11 protein-coding genes are annotated in these 17,911 nt (G+C 55.3%); 5 read left to right on the top strand and 6 right to left on the bottom strand.

The genetic code is table 11. From position 1 onward, the window contains the following. Positions 1–10: 10 nt before the first annotated feature. The 6 genes from ACMHXI_RS07340 to ACMHXI_RS07315 all read right to left on the bottom strand — a co-directional run bounded on the left by ACMHXI_RS07340 (position 11) and on the right by ACMHXI_RS07315 (position 7,420). Entirely contained in the window at positions 11–1,312 is a 1,302-nt protein-coding gene (locus ACMHXI_RS07340; RefSeq protein WP_107005649.1) for an NAD(P)/FAD-dependent oxidoreductase, read from the bottom strand. Positions 1,313–1,747: 435 nt separating this feature from the next. Then, positions 1,748–2,113, bottom strand: coding sequence for a cytoplasmic protein (locus ACMHXI_RS07335; RefSeq protein WP_345860242.1), 366 nt, complete (start codon positions 2,111–2,113; stop codon positions 1,748–1,750). Positions 2,114–2,439: 326 nt separating this feature from the next. Further along, positions 2,440–3,588: an L-threonine dehydrogenase gene (gene yiaY, locus ACMHXI_RS07330; protein ID WP_096141533.1), complete on the bottom strand. Its 1,149-nt coding sequence runs from the start codon at positions 3,586–3,588 to the stop codon at positions 2,440–2,442. A 359-nt stretch (positions 3,589–3,947) separates the two neighbouring features. After that, on the bottom strand, positions 3,948–4,778 hold the full coding sequence (gene ablB, locus ACMHXI_RS07325; RefSeq protein WP_342172657.1) for a putative beta-lysine N-acetyltransferase: 831 nt from the start codon (positions 4,776–4,778) through the stop codon (positions 3,948–3,950). After that, positions 4,775–6,229, bottom strand: a complete 1,455-nt coding sequence (locus ACMHXI_RS07320; protein ID WP_345860241.1) for a sodium:solute symporter family protein — start codon at positions 6,227–6,229, stop codon at positions 4,775–4,777. The genes ablB and ACMHXI_RS07320 overlap by 4 nt, the downstream gene beginning before the upstream one ends. A 3-nt stretch (positions 6,230–6,232) precedes the next feature. Next, positions 6,233–7,420, bottom strand: a complete 1,188-nt coding sequence (locus ACMHXI_RS07315; RefSeq protein WP_345860239.1) for a KamA family radical SAM protein — start codon at positions 7,418–7,420, stop codon at positions 6,233–6,235. Positions 7,421–7,691: 271 nt separating this feature from the next. Here ACMHXI_RS07315 and ACMHXI_RS07310 point away from each other — a divergent pair, with 271 nt between their 5' ends. The 5 genes from ACMHXI_RS07310 (at position 7,692) to ACMHXI_RS07290 (ending at position 17,896) form a co-directional block, all read left to right on the top strand. Then, positions 7,692–8,204, top strand: coding sequence for a MarR family winged helix-turn-helix transcriptional regulator (locus ACMHXI_RS07310; protein ID WP_025011422.1), 513 nt, complete (start codon positions 7,692–7,694; stop codon positions 8,202–8,204). 340 nt (positions 8,205–8,544) lie between these two features. After that, positions 8,545–10,809 (top strand): 4-alpha-glucanotransferase, encoded by a 2,265-nt coding sequence (malQ, locus tag ACMHXI_RS07305; protein ID WP_144166395.1) that lies wholly within the window; start codon positions 8,545–8,547, stop codon positions 10,807–10,809. A gap of 25 nt (positions 10,810–10,834) precedes the next feature. Beyond that, complete coding sequence (glgB, locus tag ACMHXI_RS07300; protein WP_345860251.1) at positions 10,835–13,054, top strand: 1,4-alpha-glucan branching protein GlgB; 2,220 nt, start codon at positions 10,835–10,837, stop codon at positions 13,052–13,054. Then, entirely contained in the window at positions 13,054–15,363 is a 2,310-nt protein-coding gene (gene glgX, locus ACMHXI_RS07295) for a glycogen debranching protein GlgX (RefSeq protein ID WP_345860237.1), read from the top strand. Before glgB ends, glgX begins: the two co-directional genes overlap by 1 nt. Continuing rightward, on the top strand, positions 15,356–17,896 hold the full coding sequence (locus ACMHXI_RS07290) for a glycogen/starch/alpha-glucan phosphorylase (protein WP_144221074.1): 2,541 nt from the start codon (positions 15,356–15,358) through the stop codon (positions 17,894–17,896). The genes glgX and ACMHXI_RS07290 overlap by 8 nt, the downstream gene beginning before the upstream one ends. Positions 17,897–17,911: the final 15 nt, after the last annotated feature.

The raw sequence follows: 17,911 nt of genomic DNA, 5'->3' as shown, positions 1-17,911 counted from the left end.
CCCCCCTTTATCAATGCAGCTTGAGATGGGGATGGATTATCCGGGTTATCCCCTTGGCAAACATCAGCAGGGTGCCCTTGACCACACCGTGCAGCTCTATCAAATGGCGGCGATAGAGAGAGGTATAAACAAATCTGGCTATCTTGCCTTCGACCATGACGCCTCCGCCAATGAAAGACATCAGGTTACCGACCGTGTGGAAGCGTGACAGGTTCACCAGTGAACCGAGATCTTTGTAAAGGTACTCTTTCGAGGGAGTCTTGCCGCTGAGCATGGCTATGATGTTATCCGCTGTCATCAAGGCCATCTGCCTGGCGGCCTGGCCCCTTGGCGGCACCCAGCTGCCGTCCGGCTGAGGACAAGCGGCACAGTCTCCAATGGCAAAGATATGCTCATCCAGCGTGGTTTGGGCATTGGGTTTGACCAGCAGCTGATGGATATGATTGCTTTCCAGGCCGCCAATGCCGTGGAGAAACTCAGGCGCCTTGACCCCGGTGGACCAGATCACCATATCGCTCGGGATCTCTTCGCCTTCACTGGTAGTCAACGCCTTGGCCGTCACCTGGGTGATACGGGTATTGGTCATCACCCGGACTCCCAGAGTGCTCAGCTCTCTGGCGACTGCGGCTGAGATCTCTTCCTTTTCCACCTTGGGCAGTATTCGTTTGTCGGCCTCAATCAGGGTGACTTCCAACAGGCTGGTATCTATCTTGTAGCCAAAGCCCTTGAGCTGATCCACTGCGTGATGCATTTCGGCCGACATCTCCACCCCGGTGGCACCGGCGCCGACGACGGCGATTTTGATCTTCTCATCCAACTGCTGATGGCTGGCATAACGCATAAACTTGTTCAACAAGCGCTGGCGGATGGCCATGGCCTGTTCTGTGTTGTCGAGGAAGACGCAGTGTTCCCGCACCCCGGGAATATTGAAGTCGTTGGCGATACTGCCGATGGCAACCACCAGATAGTCATAGTCGATGCGCCGTGATGGCAACAGTTCTTCACCTTTGTCATCACAAATGGGCGCCAGTACCACTTGCTTGGCTTTGCGGTCTATGTCCGTCATGGCGCCTTGCTGAAAGTGATAGCCGTGAGCGGCTGCGTGACTGCGGTAACTGATGGCATCAACCCCGACATCCAATGCGCCTGTGGCGACCTCATGGAGCAGGGGTTTCCAGACATGACTGTCGGCGACATCGATAAGCGTGACTCTGGCCTTGGCTTTGCGGCCCAGTTTATGGCCCAGTTTGGTGGCGATCTCCATACCACCGGCGCCGCCGCCGACGATGACGATATTGGCTAACTCGTGCATTTAATGGCTTTCCTGTTGCAGATTTAAAAACAAATTCTGTTATTTCGGCAGGCGAACTCGGTCGCCCTGATTTGCATCAACCCCGCAAGGCCTGAATGATTGAGATCTTTAGACTTTGGCCCGCGGTGGAAAGTCTAGCAGTGGCAGGGTTTGCCAACAATTGGCCTAAAAATGGATTATATTTGGGGTAAGTTTGAGTTTTCTTTTATTAGCTTTTGAAAAATAAGGAAATGATTTTCTCAGAAATGATATTATCTATCGGATTTGTGCCGGAATGAATTGAATAACTGTGATCTATCGCCGTTGTCCGTAGTAAATCTGTGAACTGGCGCTTGTTTGGCCGTATCTTTACCAGGAGATGACAAGGATACGGCCAATTGAGAGCATTGCCTATGGAAGCTTGATTGACTCAGGGGTAATCGGCTCCAGGGCGGTTCAACCAAGGCTTTCCAGGCGAGCCTGACAGTCTTGATATATGTGCTCCACTATCTCTTCGACAGAGGTGTCTTTGGTGCACTTGTCCATAAAAACTTTGAGCGTGACCAGGGCATGGCCGCTGGGTTTTAATCTCTCGCTGATCATGGCGAAGTAAGCCTCCTCCTTTTCAGCCTTACGCACCACTATGTTCTGAAAACAAAATACCCTGTTACCAGAGTGAGCATGCCACTTGCTGAGTCGGTCGAGGGCGATTTCTGCCGATTGATTGATTTCGATGTGATTGCGCCATGTCGCTTCGGCGCTCTGATCCTGATAATGGGGGCAACGAACTGTGTAATTGATTATCTGGGTAATGGCTGTCATAAGGTATCCTGCCTGGTTGATTCCTGAATTTATCATAGGGGCTGAACTAACAATCGGCCACTGTGACAAGGGTTACAAACGCGGGGTGTACTCCTTATTGCTTGTTGCTCTTAATCTCATTTAGCCTGTATTCGACAGAAATAAACCGGGGACAGATCTCAAAATTTAGCTGTTGCCGAATAACCGTTGAAATGCTGAGCTGATGGGCTTGGAAGCTTGAAGAGAGTGGTAACTGAAAGAGAAGAGGCCCGCTCGGTGAGCGGGCCTCTTGTACAGCTTTCTCATTGCAGGGAAAAAGCAGACTGTGAAATTATATTACACATGTATCAAAGTGCGTTAGTGAAAATTTGGCAAATTTCCTCGTGAGTCGCCTGTTTGGGGTTGGTAAAGCCGCAGGCGTCTTTTAGAGCATTCTCTGCAAGTACAGGAATATCTTCGGCTTTTACTCCAATTTTTGTCAGGTTTTCAGGGATTTTTACTGCCGCAGCCAATTCTTTAATCGCCTTGATTGCTGCCGCAGCACCCTGTTCATCGCTCATGGCACTGACATCAACACCCATGGCTTTGGCAACATCTTTCAGTCTTGGAGCCGCAACCTGAGCATTGTATTCCTGCACATAAGGCAGTAAGAGTGCGTTACAAACGCCATGGGGCAGATCGTAGAAACCACCCAACTGGTGCGCCATGGCATGTACGTAACCCAGGCTGGCGTTGTTGAATGCCATACCGGCGAGGAACTGGGCGTATGCCATCTGCTCACGGGCCTGGATATTGTCACCATGCTCTACCGCATTGATCAGGTTGGCATGAATAAGCTCAATAGCCTTGATGGCGCAGGCATCGGTGATTGGATTGGCGGCGATGGAAACATAGGCTTCTACCGCGTGAGTCAGAGCATCCATACCGGTTGCCGCTGTCAGGCTGGCAGGTTTTTTCAGCATCAGCTCAGGGTCGTTGACCGAGATGATGGGGGTAGTGTGCTTGTCGACAATGGCCATCTTTATATGACGGCTTTCATCTGTGATGATGCAGAAGCGAGTCATTTCACTGGCGGTGCCGGCGGTTGTGTTGATAGCCACCAGCGGCAACTGGGGCTTGGCTGACTGATCCAGGCCTTCGTAATCTTTGATGGAGCCACCATTGGCTGCAACCAGGGCAATACCCTTGGCACAATCGTGTGGTGAACCGCCGCCCAGGGAGATCACGAAGTCACAGTCGTTGGCGCGCAGCAACTCAAGGCCCGCTTCCACGTTACCAACGGTTGGGTTGGGTTGAACGCCATCGAATACAGTGGCGGTAATGCCTGCCTGACCCAGCTTTTCGGCGATCTGTCCCACCAGACCTATGCTGACCAGAGGTTTGTCTGTCACTATCAATGCCCGTTTGAATCCCAGAGTCTGGATATCACCGATAGCATCGTCTACAGCGCCCTGACCCAGGACGTTTACTGAAGGGATAAAGAATTTAGCAGCCATAAGTTCACCTATATATGCTGTTGAAAATGAAATCTGTATCTCTCTCTTGGTGTCAAATTACCAACTCATCCGACCAAAAAGTGTGAGGCAGCGCCAAGAACTGCGCCGAAAAGAAGGAAAATTAAGAGAAAGTTGAAACTAAGTGACATAAAAGCTGTTTTTATGACACAGATGCAGATAACGCCTTTCTTTCCATGATGGCAGCGGCTCCCACGGCCACCATATTACCCCTTAATACTTGTAGGGCCATTAGCCGAAAGCATGGAATTCTAGCGGATGGGGCGGGGAATTGCACCTTATGCTTGCCAGTAATACCGGGATATTGGGAAGTCAGGTTTACATTTTGGGTTGAACAAAATTTAAGCGATTGATTTATGCCATAGGTTCATGCTCTCTATCTGACCACCTATTTGGGTATTGAGGTGCAGACGGCCGCCATAGCGGTAATCTGCCGCGGCAAAGGTACGGTTCATACCAACGGAAACGGCTCTGGCTATGGTATAGGCGGTTCGGTAGCCTTGGTGGAATATTGCTTGTTCCATATGTGCCAGCAAGGCTCTGGCGCAGCCTTGTCCGCGGGCTTGTGGCAGAGTTGCAAAGTCTGTCATCTCTGCACTGAGACTCTTGGGATCCTTTTCGGCAGAAGCCAGGGCTATCAGTCGCCCTTGTTGGCGGATCCCAAAGTAGTCGACATCACTGGCCATGTTTTGCCGCAAAAATTCCGGATCTTCAATGGGGAAGGGGTAGCTGGGAAACACCTCGCTATAGAGCCTGGCCATCTGCGGCAGATCCTCTTCGTGGCAGCGACTGACCTCGGCCGCTGAATGGAATTCAGGCTTGATATCCGCCCTGGCATGCTCCAGCAGGGTATCCAACTCCGGCATGGTGCGAAATTGTCTGGTTTTGTCCTGGTAATGGGCGAGAAATACGGCGTCCTGGCTTTGATAAAAGCCTGGGATCCTGGCCTCTTCGCTGAAACCATATGCCAAAAACAGACCGGCCTTGTGCTCAGGTAGTTTGGCGATGATTTTGCCGTAGCCATGTTGCAGCGCCAGGGCTCTCAGTGCATCCAGTAAAGGCCTGGGTTCGGCATTACCAAGGGAGATCAGATAGATGCGATCATTGGCCGGGCCATGCTGGATGTGGGCGCCGAGTAAGTTGAGTTGTTGATCAAATTGAGCTTGGGTCATGAGTGTGAACTGTCCTGATGCGAGGTGAGCCGGGGCTTGAGATCTGGTTGGTGAATGATGTTGACCAGTAGCAACAATCCGGCGGAGACCAAAATGCCATAGATACTGGGATCCAGACCGAGTTTAGCCAAGCCATCCGGCAGCTTGAACAGCTCTGTCAGTAGCGCCAACGCCGTGAGGCCGCCACCCAGCATGGCGCAAAGTGCCGCAGTGGAGCTGACTCTGGGCCAAAACAGCGCCGCCAGAGTCGGGACAAACAGCCCGGAAACCATAAAGGCATAAGCATAGAGAATGGCATCCAATACCTGCCTGGCCTGACTGGCGAGATAGATAGCTGCCAGCCCCAACAATAGAGTGGCAATCATCGACAGTCTCAGGGTGTTGTTCCCTCTGGGAGCCAGCCCGAGCAGATCTTGGGTCAGGTTGCCGGATGCTGCCATCAGGCAACTGTCGGCGGTGGACATGATAGCGGAAAAGTATGCCGCGATAATCAGCCCGGTAAAGCCCATTGGCAAGAGATCGCGGATCATCGCCGGCACCGCCATTTCACTGTCCATATGTGGCAACATGACTCTGGCACACATCCCCAATAAAACGCCGGATATCGCCATCAGGGGATATTCAAGCACCCCGGCCAGATACCAGGCGCGCTTGGCGGTGGCGCCATCTTTACAGGCAAACATTCGCTGATAGAGAGTCATGGCAATCAGCCACACAGGTGTGATGGTGAGTAGCCAATTGATGGCCGTGATGGGATCTATAGCGGTCAGTGACATATGGGATGGCGGCAGATTGCGGCTCAGCCCCTGCCAGCCACCGACCTCGACCAGGGCGTAGGGCAGGGTAAAGCCAATCAAGCCCAGCAATAAAATGAGCCACTGGACACTGTCGGTATAGATAACCGCCTTGAGCCCCCCAAATACAGTGTAAAGTATGGTGGTTCCGCCTATCACCCAGAGTGCCAACTGCAGCGGCGGCAAGGCATCGAAGCCCTTGGGCAGCAGGGTCGCGGCCGCCAGTTTGGCACCGGCGAGGATCTGCGCGCCGGTAAACCCCAGATACCCGATACAGGAGATCAAGGCGGCCAACATGGCGACTCTGGCCCCGAATCTGTGCTTGAGCAGATCCGGATAGGTATAAAAGCGCTCGCCCTGCTCTAGACGTTTGACCCTGGGAATAACAAACACAGCAGATAACCAGGCCCCCAGCAAACCGGTAAACAGCAGCCAACTGCCCGCCAGCCCCATACTGAAGCCGAGACCGGCAAGACCTATGGAAAATCCGCCGCCCACATCCGTGGCGGCAATGGAAAAGCCTACGTGCCTGGCTTTGATATTGCGGCCACCGAGATAGTAGTCATCGCCGTCACTGTGGCGTTTGAAGTGGAAGTAACCAAACCCCAGTAAACCTACGAGGTACGCCAGGAAAATCCCATAATCCAAAGGGTGCATGGATCACTCCTGTAGCAGGAATGATACGTCGGCGCTGCGCCCTTCAAAGTTGGTGGCTATCAGACGCTCGCCTTCCGGGCCTGTTTGCCTGCTGACATATTCCGGCTGCACCGGCATTTTACCCAGACCGCCGACGCCATCGACGATAAAGGTGGGAATTGCCGGGCCGGATACCCAGCCGCGGATGCCATGATAGATTTTCAGCATTCGCTGATAACTGACCTGAAACTTGCTGTTGCCCGGCGCCGGATCCATGGCATAGACGTAATAGGGACGTATGCCTATGGATACCAACTCCATCACCAGTTCCTGCATAGTGTCTATGCTGTCGTTGACGCCTTTGATCAGCACGCTCTGGTTGCCGAGCATGATGCCGGTTTCCCTGAGCATGGCGATATGTTTGCTGAATAAGGGGGTGATTTCTCTGGGGTGGTTCACTTGGGTGTTGATCAGTGTGACTCGGTTACGCTTCAGTGCCCGGCACAACTCGGGCGTGACCCGGGTGGGAAGCTGCGCCAATAAACGGCTGCCGATACGCAGTATTTTCAGATCCGGTCTGGCCTCTCGGATCATCGACAGAATTTCATCCAGCTTGTCATCAGTGAGCAGCAAAGGATCGCCACCCGACAGGAGCACGTCCTGCACTTCTGTATGTTGGCGCAGATACTCCACCGAGCGACGGATCCTGTCCATGGAGATCACGTTGAGCGGATCGGACACCATGCGTTTGCGGGTACAGTGGCGGCAATAGGAGCCGCAGATGTTGTGTACCAGGAACAACACCCGATTGGGATACCTGTGCACTATCGAGGTGCCTTCTGGCATCATGTCATCTTCCGCCAATTGATCGCCCATTTCATGGGGGGCGACCTCCAACTCATCCTGCTCAGGAACATACTGCAACCGAATCGGGCAGTTGGGATCATCTTTGTCCATCAGCTGGGCTATATAGGGGGTGATCCTGGCGGCAATCACTTCATAAACTTGGTCATCGACCGCGCGAATATTGTTGAATACCTGGGATAGTTGTTTGTCATTCTTAAAGCTCAGTGACAAGGTTTCCCGCCAGGAGTGATTGGCAACATCAAACTGCATCAGCGCCTGATGGCTGGAAAATGGCCGCTTCTCTGTGATGACTTTCAGTGGAATAGGATTTTCTTCGCTCTTGTACTTCAGGCTGGTGGCCGGCATGGGGATAGTCCTTTTCTGATAATTAACACTCAATAATTAATTTGAGCTCTAATCGTTAGTTATCTAATGATTGCACTATGAGATTTTTGTATCAACAAAAGATGAGCAATTTGTTGATCTGAAGTTGCATTTGTCGGCGGTGGTATTTTTGAAAATTCCGCTATTGAGTCGATGGGCTATGAGTTTGCAGAGCTTTTCTGATAAGCTGGCGCCTTTCGGCTAGCTGTGATTTCAGTAGCCCTTTTCGAACCAGTGTGAGTAGGAAGTATTCATGGAAAAGTATGAGCAGTTATTAATCTCGCTGCGCAAAGTGATCCGCGCCATCGACCTGCATTCCAGGCAGCTCAGTAAGCACTCGGGCCTCACCGGACCGCAGCTTATGGTGATGCAGAAAATCGCTTCCATGGGATCGCCGCTCGCCAAACAGGTGGCGACCGAGATCAATCTGAGTCCTGCCACTGTCACCACTATCATCGACCGTCTTGAAGCCAAGGGCTTGGTTATACGTCAGCGCAGCCAAACCGATAAGCGCAAGGTACACCTATTGCTGAGCGAGTCCGGTGCTGCCTTGCTGGCACAGGCGCCCAAACCGCTGCAGGAGCACTTTATCAAGCGCTATCAGGCGCTGGAGGCCTGGGAGCAGAGCCAGCTCTTGTCGGCCGTGGAGCGGATTGCCACCATGATGGATGCCGAAGAGCTGGATGCCGCCCCCATGCTGCTGGTGGGACAAATTCAGCCGAGCGATGAGCCGGAAGCTGTGACCCCAAAGCAAACCAAGAGCTGAGTTTTCCTCTTTCAAGCGGGTCGCCATCAGCGGCCCCAAGATTGATTTCTGTCAGAACCCCGTTTTCAACCCCTGGTTGCCAATCCCGGCTTTTGTCGGCGATGTCTTGCACTCAATTGGTGAAAGATTGCACAGTCTTGAGTCATTGGTGCAACTCATTTACCTTTGGTGCCTTTTGCGAGACGCTCGCCCAACATCAGGGCGAATTTTCACAAGCTACTGAATTAAAATATTAAATACTTGTCACTTGGCTGACACACCTCTGTCTTATTGCTGTTATTTTGCCCTGGCATGCTATCTGCTCACAGGGAACTTAAGGTGATTGGCGTGGAGTGCTGAGATGGGACTGGAGAAGTTGCTGTATCTGCAAGGGATAGGGGACGGCTTCAGCGACAGCTATGGGCGTTTTTGCCCTACATCGGCCGGCACACGCAAACAGATCCTCAGCGCCATGTGTGGCCCTATACCCGAAGAGGCGAGCGAGCTTTGGATTGAGCGGCGGGTCTATCAGCTCGATGCCGAACCCTGGCAGCAGCTGTTGCCTTCATTTCAGTGGTGCTATCTCGACAGTCTCGGTCTGAGGTTCAGACTCGAGGCGCAGTCTTTGCCATCCAAGGCGCTGCAGCTGACGCTGACGAGTGAACTGGGTGAGGAGTTTGTTGTCAGCTTTTCAGCGGCAGACTGCCCGGTGCGCGGCGATTATCGTATCGGTGAGCGCTGCTATCTTGAGCACGAGCTTAAACTGGACGAGGTTTCCGGCAACTGTGGCATCGCCCCCGGACTTGGCTACCACAGGGTGTCTTTATCTATCATTGAGCGTGAGGGCGATGAGAGGCTGCTTGCTGCGGGCACCTTGATGGTGGCGCCAAGGCAGGCCTTCCAAGGCGTACTGCAAAAAAATACGGCGCGGCAAAACGAGCCTCATCGCAGGCCCTGGGGCGTCAGCGTGCAGCTGTTTTCGCTCTGGCAGGAGGATACTCCCGGCCCTGAGGCAATGGGCGACTTTGGAGCCCTGCTGAAGCTGATAACCCAACTGGCCCCCAAGGGGCTGGACTTTATCCTGCTCAACCCCCTGCATGCGCTGGCGCTCACTGAGGATGCCTCCCCAAGTCCCTACAGCCCAATAGACAGACGCCGCCTGCACCCCTTGTATATCTCGCCGCCGCTCTGCGCCGAAGGGATGGCAAAAAACTGTGATGCTGAATCTTTTGCCGAGCAAACGGCCTTCAGCCCCTGGCTGGACTATGCCGCTGTCAGCCGTGATAAGTGTGCCCGCCTCAAAGCAATGTGGCTGCGTTTCAACGCTTTGCCCAAGGATGCTCCCAGGCGCCAGGGCTACGAAGGCTTTGTGCGCCTGGAAGGACTGGCGCTGCAGCACTATGCCCGGGAGCAGGCAAGTTTCGCCACCGGAGACTGGCCCGCAGATGCCGGCTTTTATCTCTATCTGCAGTTTGTTGCCGAAGAGCAGTTGGCTTTGTGTCAATCCCGCGCCATAGAAGCCGGCATGAGTATCGGCCTTATCCGGGATCTGGCTGTCGGCACAGTTGGCAGCGGCACTGAGGTGAGTCAGCATCAGAGTCAGTTTTGCCAAGGTGCCAGCATAGGGGCGCCGCCGGATGCCTTTGCGCCCCAGGGGCAGAACTGGGGGCTGACGCCTCTGGATCCCGTCGGTCTCAAGCAAGCGGATTTTAGCCATTTTATTGAGTTGCTGCGCACCAACATGCGCCACAGCGGTGCCATTCGGATAGATCACGTGATGTCGCTGTTTCGTCTCTGGTGGTGGCCGGCCGAGGCCGAAAACCAGATTGAAACTGCAGTCGAAACTGAGTCTGGCGAGCCTGAAGGCGCCTATGTCTATTACCCCTTCGATACCCTGCTGGCGATTTTATTGCTGGAGAGCCAGCGTGCCCGTTGCCTGGTGATTGGCGAAGACCTTGGGCTGGTGCCACCCCAAATCGTAGCGCCACTTAAGCTTGGCGGGCTGTACTCCAATGAGCTGTTCTATTTTTGCCGTGAGCAGCAGGATTTCCCTGAGTTTGGTGGATTTCGGCCGCCAAATGACTACAAGCCAAACGCCATCATGATGCTGAGCAACCATGATGTACCGCCGCTCAAAGCCTGGCTGGAAGAAGAAGATCTCAGGCTCAGGCGGGAACTTGGCCTGCTGGGCGCTGAACAATACGCAAGGGAAAGCGATGACCGCCGCAGGGATATTCAGGCTCTTGAAGTTTGGCTATCGCGCTTTTATCCCTTTGATAACAAGATAAAAGCTGCACTTGCGCCGGAATCTGTCACCTATACCCACAACTTGATCCATAACCTCGCCGTCACGGTCGCCTCGGGGCGCAGTGCGCTTTTCAGCCTGCCGCTGACAGATCTGCTCGGCGATAAGGTGGCGGTCAATATCCCGGGCACCAGCGCTGAGTATCCCAACTGGCGCCGACGTTATTCGTTGGCCGTGGAAAGGCTCAATGATTCCGAGCTGCTGCAAAACCTGCTCAGGGATATCCGCCGGGTGCGCGAGCAAAGTTGCAGCGCTGAGCCGGAGCGGCTGCGAGCTCAATCAACAGGAGATGCAGATGAAACAGCAAATCGTCGCCAATGAACCCGCGCCGCACTTTAGTGAGCCAATGCAGGAAAGCCTGGTCCCTGAACTGGACTTTGCCGCTGCCTGCGCTTTGGCCGAAGGGCGCCATGGCGATCCCTTCGCCTGGCTCGGAATGCATCTGGTCGAGCAAAATGGCCGCAGCCGCTTGCTACTGCACGCCGTGCTGCCCGGCGCCGCCGCCGTCGAGGTGCTGGACGCGAAAACCGGCCGTAAGGTGGCTGAGCTTACCCCTGTCGTTGGCGCCGAGCCCCTGTTCAGTGGCTTTATGGGGCGCAGGGTCAAACCCTTCGAATATAGGCTCCGCATCAGCTATCCCCAGGCGGAGCTGGTGCTGGACGACCCTTACCGCTTTGATGCTTCGCTCGATGAACAGGCATGCTTTCTCTTCAATGAAGGCAGTCTGCTGAAAGGCTGGCAGTTGCTTGGTGCCAATTGGCTCGAGTGCCAGGGCGTAAAAGGTGTACGTTTTTGTGTTTGGGCTCCCAATGCCAAAAGTGTGTCTTTGCTGGGGGATTTTAATCATTGGGACAGACGTCGCCACAGTATGCGCCGCCACCCGGCCTCAGGTCTTTGGGAGCTGTTTTTGCCGCAAGTCCAGGGCGGTGAGCACTATAAATTTTTGCTGCAAACCCAGGATGGCAGCTGGCTGGAAAAGGCCGACCCCTGCGCCAGACAGATGCAAGGTGCGCCCCACAACGCCTCGATAGTGCCGATGGCAGACAGTGATTGGCAATGGCAGGACAGTGATTGGATGGCCGCCAGGGCGCAAAGCACCTGGCACCGACAGGCGGTCAGTATCTATGAGCTGCATCTGGGGTCCTGGCGGCGTAACGGCGAAGGCGGTTTTCTCAGCTACGCAGAGGTGGCCGAACTCTTGGTGCCTTACCTGCAATCTCACGGCTTTACCCATGTGGAATTTATGCCGCTGAGTGAATACCCCTTCGACGGTTCCTGGGGCTATCAACCCGTGGGGCTGTATGCTCCCAGTCATAGGTTTGGTGATCCCGAGGGGCTTAAACTGCTGGTGGATGCCTGCCACAGGGCGGGTATTGGTGTGCTGCTCGACTGGGTGGCGGCGCACTTTCCTTCCGACCCCCACGGCCTGGCGCATTTTGATGGCACTTGCTTGTACGAACATGAAGATCCCCGCCGTGGCCGTCATCCCGACTGGGACACCTTGATCTACAACTATGGCCGCAAAGAGGTGCAGAGTTTTCTGCTCAGCAATGCCTGTTATTGGCTGGAGGAGTTTCACTTCGATGGCCTGCGTCTCGATGCAGTGTCTTCCATGCTCTATCTGGATTACAGCCGCGAAGAGGGCCAGTGGCAGGCCAACGAATATGGCGGCCGTGAGAATTTGGAAGCGATAGCCTTTTTGCAGCAGCTCAATACGCGTCTCTACCATGAGTACCCGGGGATCATCATGATTGCCGAAGAGTCCACCGCCTGGGATGGCGTCAGCCGGGATGTCGCTGCCGGCGGCTTGGGATTCGGCTTCAAATGGAATATGGGCTGGATGCACGACACCTTGGATTATCTCACCAAGGAGCCGGTACATCGCAGCTATCACCATGGGCAACTGACTTTTTCCCTCATCTATGCCTATACCGAGCAGTTTATTTTGTCGCTGAGTCACGATGAAGTGGTGCATGGCAAGCGCGCCTTGTTGGAGAAGATCCCCGGCGATGACTGGCAGAAGTTTGCCACACTGCGGGCTTTTTACGGTTTTATGTGGGCTCATCCGGGGAAAAAGCTGCTGTTTATGGGCGGCGAGTTTGGCCAGCGGCGCGAATGGCAACATGACTTCAGCCTCGACTGGCACCTGCTGCAGTATCCGTCTCATCAGGGGCTCAGCGATTGGGTGCGGGATCTTAACCTCTGTTACCGCCGGCAGCCGTCATTGTGGCAGTGTGACGGCGAGCCGCAAGGGTTTCGCTGGCTCGACTGCAACGACTGTCAGCACAGCCTGCTGGCGTTTACGCGTATCGATTCCGACGGCAACATGGTGCTGGTTATCTGTAACTTTACCCCTTGTGTCAGGGAAGGCTATCGACTGGGATTGCCAGAGCCCGGACGTTACCGCGAGCTGCTCAACAGCGACAGCGCATTCTACGGCGGCAGTAATCAAGGCAACGCCGGAGGCATGGAAGCCGAGGAGATCCCCTGGCAGGGCATGCCATATAGCGCGCTGATCCGGGTGCCGCCACTGGCGAGCGTCTATTTCGCCTTGGAGCGTGGCTGATGCAGATGCTTGCAGGCAAACCCTGGCCTCTGGGCTCGACTCTGGTGCATGCAGCCAATGGCGATCCGGAAGGGGTGAATTTTGCGCTGTTTTCGGCTCATGCAACCCGGGTAGAGCTGTGCCTGTTTGAATTCAAAAATGGCCAATGGCAGGAGTCGGGCCGTTTCGAGCTTATGCCGTCCTCGCAACGGGTGTTCCATGGTTTGCTGCAGGGGGCCGGTGAAGGACTCTGCTATGGCTATCGGGTGCATGGCCCTTATCAGCCTCAGGAAGGGCACAGATTCAATCCGGCCAAGCTGCTGCTGGACCCTTACGCCAGAGCCTTTTGTGGTCGCTGGCAGTATGGGCCCTGGCAACTTGGCTATGCCAGAGTCGATGAGCAGGGCCGGCCATTGGCCGCTGTTTGCCATCCGGGGGATGCTGAATCCCCAGTACCAGGGACCCCAGAGCGGGAGTCCGGCAGTGCCGGAATAGGTGATGACTTATGGGCCGATCCCTGTGACAACGCCTGGGCCATGCCCAAATGCCAAGTGGTAGCCGATACCCGCTTTACCGGCAAGCGCTTACCGGGCGGCCAATGGCGTAATGAAGTGATCTACGAGATGCACCTCAAGGGCTTCACCGCCGCCATGGCAGGGATCCCCTCTGAGCTTCGCGGCACCTTTGCCGGTTTGGCGCACCCGGTGGCGATAGCTTATCTCAAGTCGCTCGGGATCACCTGTGTCGAACTGCTGCCGGTGCACGCCTTTCTGTCCGAGCCTTTTCTGCTGGATAGCGGGCTCAGCAATTACTGGGGTTATAACAGCATAGGTTTCTTCGCTCCCCATGGGGCATATTCGGCCTCTGACGATGCCATTGGCGAATTCAAGCAGATGGTTTCTGCCCTGCATGATGCCGGTATCAAACTCGTGCTGGATGTGGTCTTTAACCACAGCGCCGAGGGTAACCGTCAGGGGCCGACCGTCAGTTTTCGCGGCTTGGACAATCTCAGCTACTATCGTTTGCATCCGGCAGATAAGCGTTTTTATATCAATGACTCTGGCTGTGGCAACTGCCTGGATATCAGCCATCCAAGAGTCGTACAGCTGCTGATGGACTCGCTGCGTTACTGGGTCGATGTCATGGGGGTGGATGGCTTTCGTTTCGATCTGGCCACCAGCCTTGGCCGTGAGATGCGGGGGTTCAGCAATCGCGCCGGATTGTTCGATGCCTTGCTGCAAGACCCTGAACTGCAGCAATGTGTGCTGATAGCCGAGCCCTGGGACATAGGCCCGGGCGGTTATCAGTTGGGGCAGTTCCCCAATCGCTTTGCCGAATGGAACGACAGATATCGCGATACCCTGCGGCGTTTCTGGCGCGGTGATGCCGGGCTCTTGCCCGAGCTTGCCAGGCGCCTTTCCGGCTCCGGCGATCTGTTTGAACACTCGGGGCGCGGCCCGCAAAGTTCAATCAACTTTATCTGCAGCCATGATGGTTTCACCCTGAGGGACCTGGTGAGCTATCGCGAGCGGCACAATCAGGCCAACGGCGAAAACAACCGCGATGGTCACCATGAAAACTTCAGTGCCAACCATGGCGTGGAAGGCGAGAGCAAAGATGCCGCCATAAAGGCCCTGAGGGCGCGCCAGAGCCGTAATCTGCTGGCGAGTTTACTGCTCTCCCAGGGCACGCCCATGTTGCTGGCCGGCGATGAGTTCGGCAACTCCCAGAGTGGCAACAACAACGCCTATTGTCAGGACAACCCATTGGGCTGGCTCGATTGGCACAGGGAAGATACTGCGCTTGGCGCCTTTGTTCGCCGGCTTATCCATATCCGCCGGGATTGCGGTTTTTATGACAGCGATGACTATGTTCACACCGACGCCCTCCAGGCTCCCAGAGCCCTGGCTTGGTTTGCTGCCTCCGGCGAGGCCATGACCCCCGGCCATTGGGGCGAAGTCCAGTGCCGCAGCTTGCAGTTGATGCAGAGCCGTCAGCTCAATAAGAGCCTTCAGTGGGCAGAGAGCCTTCAGCTGAAAAAGAGCCGTCAGTTAGATATGAGCCCTCAAGGAGAAAACAAACTTCAGACCGAAGCTCTGCTGATCCTGCTGCATGCCGGTGACAGCAACAGCCATTTTTGTCTGCCAGCTCCGCCGCCCGGAGCCGGTGAGCAGTGGCAATTGCTGCTTTCCAGCGAAGCCGGACGGGATGAACTGCAATCCTGCTATCCCACAGCTTCATCTTTCGCCGTTGCCGCCTTCAGTTTTCAGCTGCTGGCCGCAGGTGGCCGTTATCTGTCGTCCTCAGCCAAAGGAGCCAGCCATGACTGATACTTCAAGGAATAGAGTCAAGAGCCGCAGTAAGAGCCAATCGACAACAGCATCAAAAGCCGCATCGCCAATAGCACCCGCTAGTCAACAAGCCCCAGGCCATCTGGCGCACCAAGACTGCGAGCCCTGTGATTCACTGCCGGCGGCCTTTGCCAGACAGCTGAGATACGATCTTAACCGCAATGAGCGCAGGCCGCAGGAGCTTTATCAGGCGTTGGCCCTGAGCGTCAAAGAGCAGCTGTTGGACGATTGGTGTGCCAGTCGCAGCCAGGATGCTTTGTACCAGCGCAAACAGGTGGCTTATTTGTCGCTGGAGTTTTTGATGGGCCGAAGCCTGGGCAACGCCTTGCTCAATCTGGACCTGACCGACGAGTGTCGGGAGATGCTGCAAGGCTATGCGGTAGCGCTTGAAACCCTGCAACAGCAAGAGCATGACGCAGGTCTGGGGAACGGCGGTCTCGGGCGGCTGGCGGCTTGCTTTATGGACAGCTGCGCCAGTCTCGGGCTGGCGGTCACTGGCTATGGCATTCGTTATGAGTACGGCATGTTTGCCCAGCAGATAGTCGATGGTTACCAGCAGGAGCAGCCGGACCGCTGGCTCAGGGATGGCAACCCCTGGGAAGTGCGGGCTTCACAGCACAATGTGACAGTGCCTTTCTTTGGTCATGTGCAGAGCCATGTCGACCGCGATGGTCGTCGGCACAGGGCCTGGGTGGATACCCAGGATGTACTGGCGGTTGCCTATGATATGCCTGTGCCGGGTTATCGCAACGGCCGGGTCAACACCCTGAGGCTTTGGAAGGCCGAGGCCACGGATGAGTTTGACCTTGCCGAGTTCAACCAGGGGGATTACACCGAAGCCGTGGCAGCCAAGAATCTGGCCGAGCAGATCACCATGGTGCTGTACCCCAATGACAGCAGTGAAAACGGTAAAGAGTTGCGGCTGCGGCAGCAGTATTTCCTGTCCTCCGCCAGTTTGCAGGATCTGTTGACGACCTGGGTTGCCAACAAAGGCCGGGACTTCAGTGAGTTTGCCAAGTTTCATGTGCTGCAGCTCAATGATACCCATCCGGCGATTGCGGTTCCCGAGTTGATGCGCCTGCTTATCGACGAATATCAGCTGGAGTGGCAAGCCGCCTGGGACATAGTCAGCCATTGCATGGCCTACACCAACCATACCTTGTTGCCGGAGGCGCTGGAGCGCTGGCCGGTGCGCATGTTCGCCCAGATGCTGCCGCGTATTCTGGAGATCATCTATGAAATCAACGCCAGATACCTGGAGTTGGTGGCGCATCACTGGCCCGGCGATGTGTCACGTCTGCGGCAGATGTCCATCATAGAAGAGGGGGATGAGCCCCATATCCGTATGGCCTATCTGGCGATAGTGGCCAGCTTTTCGGTCAATGGTGTGGCGGCGCTGCACTCAAGGCTGTTGACCACAGGGCTGTTTCGGGATTTTTACGAGCTCTGGCCGCATAAGTTCAACAACCGTACCAATGGCGTGACGCCCAGGCGCTGGCTGGCTCACTGTAACCCCCGTTTGGCCGCGCTCATCAGCAGCCGCCTGGGACAGGATTGGCTGAGCGACCTAAGATGCCTGACTGCCCTCAACGCCTTTACCTCGGACAAGCCATTTATTGCTGCCTGGCGCGAGGTGAAGCAGGCCAATAAACAGGCGCTGGCCGAGCTGGTGGCGCAGCGCTGCCAGGTGAACTTCGACCCCTCCATGATGTTTGATGTGCAGGTTAAGAGGATCCATGAATACAAGCGGCAACTGCTGAATATCATGCATGTGATCCATCTCTATCAGCGGATTGTCAGTGGCGATACCCAGGGGATGCAACCACGCTGCGTGCTGATTGGCGGCAAGGCGGCGCCCGGTTATGCCATGGCGAAACTGGTGATCAAATTGGCCAACAATGTGGCTCATATGGTCAATGAGGATCCCAGAGTCAGTCCCTGGTTAAGGTTTGCCTTTTTGCCCGACTATAACGTCAGCGCCATGGAGGTGATCTGCCCGGGTACGGATTTGTCAGAGCAGATATCCACCGCCGGCAAGGAAGCCTCGGGCACAGGCAATATGAAGTTCATGATGAATGGCGCCCTGACCATAGGCACTCTGGATGGTGCCAATATCGAGATGCTCGAAGAGGTAGGTGAAGACAACTTCTTTCTGTTTGGCCTCAATGCCCTGGCGGTGGAGGAACTCAAGGCGCACTACTGCCCGGCGCAATATATAGCGTCTTCGGCGGCGCTCGGCGGCGTAATGGCGCTGCTCAAAAGTGGTCACTTTAATCTGCAGGAACCGGGGATCTTCGACCCCATCATAGCCGCCATTGAGTCGCCCCAAGATCCCTGGATGCTGGCGGCCGACTTTGAAACCTACCGTCTGGCCCAGCTGCAAGCCGCCAAGGCTTATCAGGACCCTCAGCGCTGGACCGCCATGAGTATTCGCAACACCGCGGTCAGTGGCCGCTTCTCCAGCGATGTCACCATAGCCGGTTATCGCGACCATATCTGGGGCGCGCAGTGAGCGCCTTTTTCTGTT

It is taken from the genome of Shewanella sp. BJSY2023SW005, from assembly GCF_047314585.1.
GTDB lineage: Bacteria > Pseudomonadota > Gammaproteobacteria > Enterobacterales > Shewanellaceae > Shewanella > Shewanella algae.
The sequence above is the reverse complement of the archived record's forward strand: the minus strand, read 5'-3'. Positions and strand labels throughout refer to the sequence as shown.

Bases quoted from the DNA above. Each gene is read 5' to 3' on its own strand.
- ACMHXI_RS07340 (WP_107005649.1), bottom strand. From the start codon at position 1,312: ATGCACGAGTTAGCCAATATCGTCATCGTCGGCGGCGGCGCCGGTGGT.
- ACMHXI_RS07335 (WP_345860242.1), bottom strand. From the start codon at position 2,113: ATGACAGCCATTACCCAGATAATCAATTACACAGTTCGTTGCCCCCAT.
- yiaY (WP_096141533.1), bottom strand. From the start codon at position 3,588: ATGGCTGCTAAATTCTTTATCCCTTCAGTAAACGTCCTGGGTCAGGGC.
- ablB (WP_342172657.1), bottom strand. From the start codon at position 4,778: ATGACCCAAGCTCAATTTGATCAACAACTCAACTTACTCGGCGCCCAC.
- ACMHXI_RS07320 (WP_345860241.1), bottom strand. From the start codon at position 6,229: ATGCACCCTTTGGATTATGGGATTTTCCTGGCGTACCTCGTAGGTTTA.
- ACMHXI_RS07315 (WP_345860239.1), bottom strand. From the start codon at position 7,420: ATGCCGGCCACCAGCCTGAAGTACAAGAGCGAAGAAAATCCTATTCCA.
- ACMHXI_RS07310 (WP_025011422.1), top strand. From the start codon at position 7,692: ATGGAAAAGTATGAGCAGTTATTAATCTCGCTGCGCAAAGTGATCCGC.
- malQ (WP_144166395.1), top strand. From the start codon at position 8,545: ATGGGACTGGAGAAGTTGCTGTATCTGCAAGGGATAGGGGACGGCTTC.
- glgB (WP_345860251.1), top strand. From the start codon at position 10,835: ATGCAGGAAAGCCTGGTCCCTGAACTGGACTTTGCCGCTGCCTGCGCT.
- glgX (WP_345860237.1), top strand. From the start codon at position 13,054: ATGCAGATGCTTGCAGGCAAACCCTGGCCTCTGGGCTCGACTCTGGTG.
- ACMHXI_RS07290 (WP_144221074.1), top strand. From the start codon at position 15,356: ATGACTGATACTTCAAGGAATAGAGTCAAGAGCCGCAGTAAGAGCCAA.